This window comes from Methanothermobacter sp. (assembly GCF_049720995.1).
Taxonomy (GTDB): Archaea; Methanobacteriota; Methanobacteria; order Methanobacteriales; family Methanothermobacteraceae; genus Methanothermobacter.
This window is the reverse complement of the sequence record NZ_JBNASF010000043.1, coordinates 1-5347: the sequence shown is the minus strand read 5'-3', so window position 1 is coordinate 5347 and position 5347 is coordinate 1. Positions and strand designations below refer to the sequence as shown.

Annotated in this window: 2 protein-coding genes; one reads left to right on the top strand and one right to left on the bottom strand. The window is 46.7% G+C overall.

Annotation, left to right across the window (positions count from 1 at the left end; genetic code table 11):
* The coding region (locus tag ACPLJI_RS08835) for a phosphoenolpyruvate carboxylase (RefSeq protein WP_424741235.1) at nucleotides 1-85 on the bottom strand (85 nt) is incomplete at its 3' end.
* Between the two features lie 177 nt (nucleotides 86-262).
* Between ACPLJI_RS08835 and ACPLJI_RS08830 the strand changes: the two genes are divergently transcribed.
* Nucleotides 263-4978, top strand: coding sequence for a cobaltochelatase subunit CobN (locus tag ACPLJI_RS08830; RefSeq protein WP_424741257.1), 4716 nt, complete (start codon nucleotides 263-265; stop codon nucleotides 4976-4978).
* Nucleotides 4979-5347: the final 369 nt, after the last annotated feature.

Below are 5347 nucleotides of genomic sequence, written 5' to 3'. Positions count from 1 at the left end.
CACCACCGAGTTCAGGTTCTGCTGCAAAGAACGGCGGGTTCACATTGTCTGGATGCTGTGTACTCATGCATCTTGGAACCTTCATGTTTAACACTCCAGAGTGATATTGTCGGGGATAATATAAAAACATGATCACATAATATTATGGATTCAAGTATTATTTAATTGCACTTCATTTAACCATTTTTATTACTTTATTTTAAGTGTATAAGATTTAAATAGTTGTTCTGCTAAAGTTGTTCTATAATTAACAAAATAGGAGGTGAATGTAATTAAAAAACAGGGAATAATAGCAGCTTTTCTACTGATTTCAGTGATACTGACATTGATAGGGGGTGTTTCAGCAACCAGCAACTCCTCAAACACCACAGGGGATGAGATAAACTTCCTTGTAATAGGAACAGACAGGACCACCAGCCAGATGGTAAGGGTGATGCATAACATCTCAGCCGATTACCCCCATATAAAGTTTAAGGCGAGATCTGTGAGCCAGGCAGGCAACAATCTCACAGAGCTCCCGGAACTAATCGAGTGGGCGGATCTCATCTACCTGGACAACATTGAGGGCGGCCCGGTATCAGATCGTATCCTGGAGTTACACTCTGAGGGGCGGATGAACAACAAGACAGTGGTTGTCATGGGAATGCCAACATGGTACGTTCCTCTCATCAGGATAACAAATATCGGAGGCACCCGTTTTGTATCACAGAGCGGACAACCACTTACTGATGTCCAGATGCAACTGATGTACCAGCAGCTCAGGGGTTACACTGCAAATTCTTCGCTGATAGATGAGGTGAAACTCCAGTATCTTGCAGCTGCAAATTACATTGAGGCATACAGGTACCTTTCAAGGGATCTTTTAATGTACTTCCTTGCCCTCAAGTACCCTGATGGGGGTTTCACATACAGTCCACCAGTATCAACCAAGCCATATGTCATATACAGAAACGGAACCGAGTATCAGAACTTTGCCAGCTACTCATCATTTATCAGACCTAAAAGACCAACCGTTGGAATAATTGCATACAGACATGTGACCCTTGGAAGGGGTGATAGCAACATTCTGGACTCACTTGTGACTGAACTTGAAAGCAGAGGTATAAACACGATACCGGTGGTTGCAGAGGGCAATCCTGCAAACGGCCTCAATGTTATAAGGGCAATCAGCGAGTATTTCATTGATCGAACAGCAAACACTTCAAGGGTCGATGCCATAATCAACCTGGCATGGCTCATAGGGGGGAGCATGGCTCAGGCAAATGGTACAGACTTCCTCTCAAATTTTGGCGTTCCTGTATTTTCACCACTACAGGTCTGGTCAAGCGGTTATCTTACCACAGACTACTGGCAGATCTCACAGCAGGGGCTGGACTACAGTTTCGGATCGGAAATGGCAATCGAGGAGACACAGGGGCACATTGAACAGATACTCATTGCAACAATGAAAACATCAGTGGATCCTGTAACAGGAGTTGAAATGGTCGCCGCCGATGTCATACCCGAGAGGCTCATGAGGATATGTGAGAGGGTTTCAAACTGGCTGAAACTCCGATACATGAATAACACTGAAAAAATCGTGGCACTTGTCTACTACAACTATCCACCTGGCAGGGAAACCCTTGCAGGGGGCAACTCTCTAAACGGCCCTGAATCAATACTCAGCATTCTCAAGCTACTTAAGGAAAATGGTTACACGCTGCAGGTACCATCAAACGTTGATGAACTGATAGCCACCATGATGGAGCGGGGAAGAAACATTGAACTTGCAGGTGAACTTGAGAATGCATCAGCAAGGATGGTTCTCTGGGATGTATCTGAATTCATGGAATGGTTCAGAAAACTACCTGAGATAACCAGGAAGGAGATGGAGGAAGGACCACTTGGCTACATTGACGTACTGGCATCCAAGATATACACGGTTCCAGTCAGCAAAAGAACGGTTGAACTCAACAAGCTGATTACACATACAGTGACAGAATGGAAGAAGGGCATTGAATCAGCTATAAAGGAAATGGGTAACTATCTGAACATAAATCAAAGGGAAAGGTCACTCGAACTCCTTGAAAGGGTTTACAATGCACTTCAGGGGATAGTTAACTGTGAGGACAGATGGGCAGAGTTTCGCATAGCAAAGTCAGAATTCCTTGAAATGAGGATACCTGGCCTCTGTGGCTGGGGAAAACCGCCCGGCGATTTAATGGTGATTGAAAGGGTCGGGAAAAAGTACTTCGTGCTGCCAATAATAAGTTTCGGTAATGTTTACATCGGACCACAGCCAATGAGGGGCTATGAGGATGCATCAATGCTCTACCACAGCCAGGTTATACCACCAACATATCAGTACCTTGCATTCTACGCCTATCTACAGACAGGGATCAATGCAAGCGCAATAATCCACCTTGGGCAGCATGGAACATATGAATGGCTTCCCAGAAAGGACATAGCACTTTCAGGTTCAGATTACCCTGACATCTGCATTGGCAACGTACCGGCAATATACATATACAACATGGATGGAGTCGGCGAGGCCATACATGCAAAGAGGCGGGGACTTTCAGTTGTCATAGGGCACCTGACACAGCCATTCACAGGCTATACACTGACAGAGGAGATGAGCCAGCTCAAGAATCTCATCGGCCAGTACATGCTGACATCAAGCGAAGGAAGACCTGCTGTCTTCAACGAGATAAAGAGGCTTGCAGAGAACCTTAACCTGCTCTTTCTGATTGATCAGGGAAATATGGATGAATCAGTTGACTCACTTGACGAATACCTGAAGGGACTTGAGAACACGGTGACCCCACTTGGACTTCATTCATTTGGTGTCGACTGGACCACTGAGAGGATCATGGCACTTGCAACCACTATACTCACAAGAAACCGCATGATCCCTGTAAATGGAACGGTGTATCTAACTCCAAAGGAGGCACTCGCAGGTTTACCCGGGGCACTTGATTCAATCATCCTCCAGATAATATCAGGAACATCACTGCGGGATATAATCATGGAATTGCAGGTGGCTGCTGGCAGAAACCTTACATCCACAGAGCTCAAGGCACTTAACCTCACATACACATATGTGCGGAATATAATCATCAGCCCAATGATGGAAAGAAAATCACTCCTCGATGCCCTGAATGGCCGTTACATTGCAGCAGCAACAGGTGATGATCCGGTGAGAAATCCAGCATCACTTCCAACAGGAAGAAACCTTTATGGCCTCGACCAGCAGAAGATACCATACAACACAGCATGGATAAGGGGCAGAACACTTGCGGAGGACGCCCTCAGAAGCTTCAATACGACTCCAGAGCAGCTCGGGGTGATACTGTGGGCTACCGAGACACAGAGGGATCAGGGCGCCACAGTCTCATTTATAATGAGGCTTCTGGGCGTTGAGCCTGCATATGGTGGAACAGGAGGCTCAAATGTAATTGGAGTCAGGGCCACACCACTTTCACAGCTCAACAGACCAAGGGTGGATGTCGTTGTAACAATAACAGGTGTATTCAGGGAAACATTTCCACAGGTTGCAGTTCTCCTGGACCGTGGATTCAGGGCTGCACTTGCAGCTTCATACAACACCATCGTAGAGTCACTTAACAATGAAAGCCCGGTTATGAGGTCAAGGATAATCAGCGCCCTTGATTCAGCGGTTAAGACGATAAAGGAAGCAGGGATGTTCACTCCAGGAAACGATTCACTCGAGATGAACAGCATAGCAAGGCACTGGCTATCTGATGTAAGGCATCTACTTGGAATGGGAATCAATGAGACAGAAGCAGGAAGGGCAGCTATACAGAGGGTTTTCGGACCTCCTGGAGGAGAATGGGGTTCAAAGACTGTCCGTGAAGGCGTGCACATGACGGATACATGGGAGGAGAGAGAGGAACTTGCAAGGGGATACATAAGTGACATGGGCTTTGCATATGCAGAGGACAGCTGGGAATCCGTGGGAACAGCAATATTCACAAGGAGGCTCTCAGCGGTCACGGCGGCGTACCACTCAAGGTCAACCAATGTTCATGGAATACTTGACCTCGACCACAACTTCGAATTCCTCGGTGGCATGAGGCTGGCTGTGGAATACCTCAGTGGTAGCGTACCCAGCATGTTCATCCTGAACCAGAGGGACCCTGCATCAGCAACGGTTGAGACAGCATCACAGTTCATAATGAGGGATCTTCACACCAAGTTCTTCAACAAGGAATGGATAGAGGCAATGATGAAGGAAGGTTATGCCGGCGCACGATCAATTTCCAGCGACTTCTTCTCAAACATGTGGGGATGGCAGGTGGTTGCACCGGAGGTCATCAATGACAGAATGTGGAACGATGCCCTTGATATATATATGAAGGACAGGTACAGTACCGGTGTAAGTAAGTGGCTTTCAGAGGGTAGCAACGCATACTCCATGATCGCAGTTTCAGAGACGTTCCTCAAGGCAGCCTACAGGGGATTCTGGTCAGCAAGTTCAGAGGACATCCGCTTCGTTGCAAATACATGGGCGAGACTCGTTAAAGAAAATGGTGTTACAGGCGGACACATGGATATAAACATGGTTACGTGGACCCTCCAGTACGTTGACCCTGACCTTATTGAGGCAGTGAAGAACAGGCTTTACGCTGCAACAAAAAGCTCAGCATTCGCACCTTCATCCGATGGATCCACAACGGATGTACCATCCACTCCAGGGACATCAGGTGGTGCAACATCAGGTTCAGGTATATCAGAAAGCTTAGCTAGAAGGGGAACATCCACTTCAGCCAATGATGGTGGAGCCCCGGACCCAGAATCACAATCATCAGAGGTCGATGAAGATGGAGGATCATCAAATACAAGGGCATATGAGGTTAAAAAACAGCACCCAATCAGTGAAGAGAAAAGTGAGATACCCGTATATGCGGTAGCTGGAGTAATTGCCCTCCTGTGCCTCATTGGACTTGGATATTACCTCGGTCCAGGGGGCACATAAACCCATTTCTTTTTTGAGTAATCATATAAGGATTCTGGTTCTTCACTATTTTTATGAATGTAAAAATGAGGGATAGAGAAATTAACTATGAGATAATCTATAGGAATTTTAAGAATCCCCGAATAGAACTCAGATTCAACAGCATCTGTCTCATACTCCCCAGTGATTTCAGAGGGAGGCCAGAGGATCTCCTCCTATCCAAAAAGGACTGGACTTAGAGAAAGCTAGATGAGCGTGAGGAGATGCTGAGGGTCGCATCAGGCTTTGAACTTCAGGAGGGTGAGGATGAGTTCAGGTGGTGGTTGCAGCTCCCGCGGCAATCTCAGCTTCAACACACTCCTCTCATACCTCCCTGATGAACTATCTGAG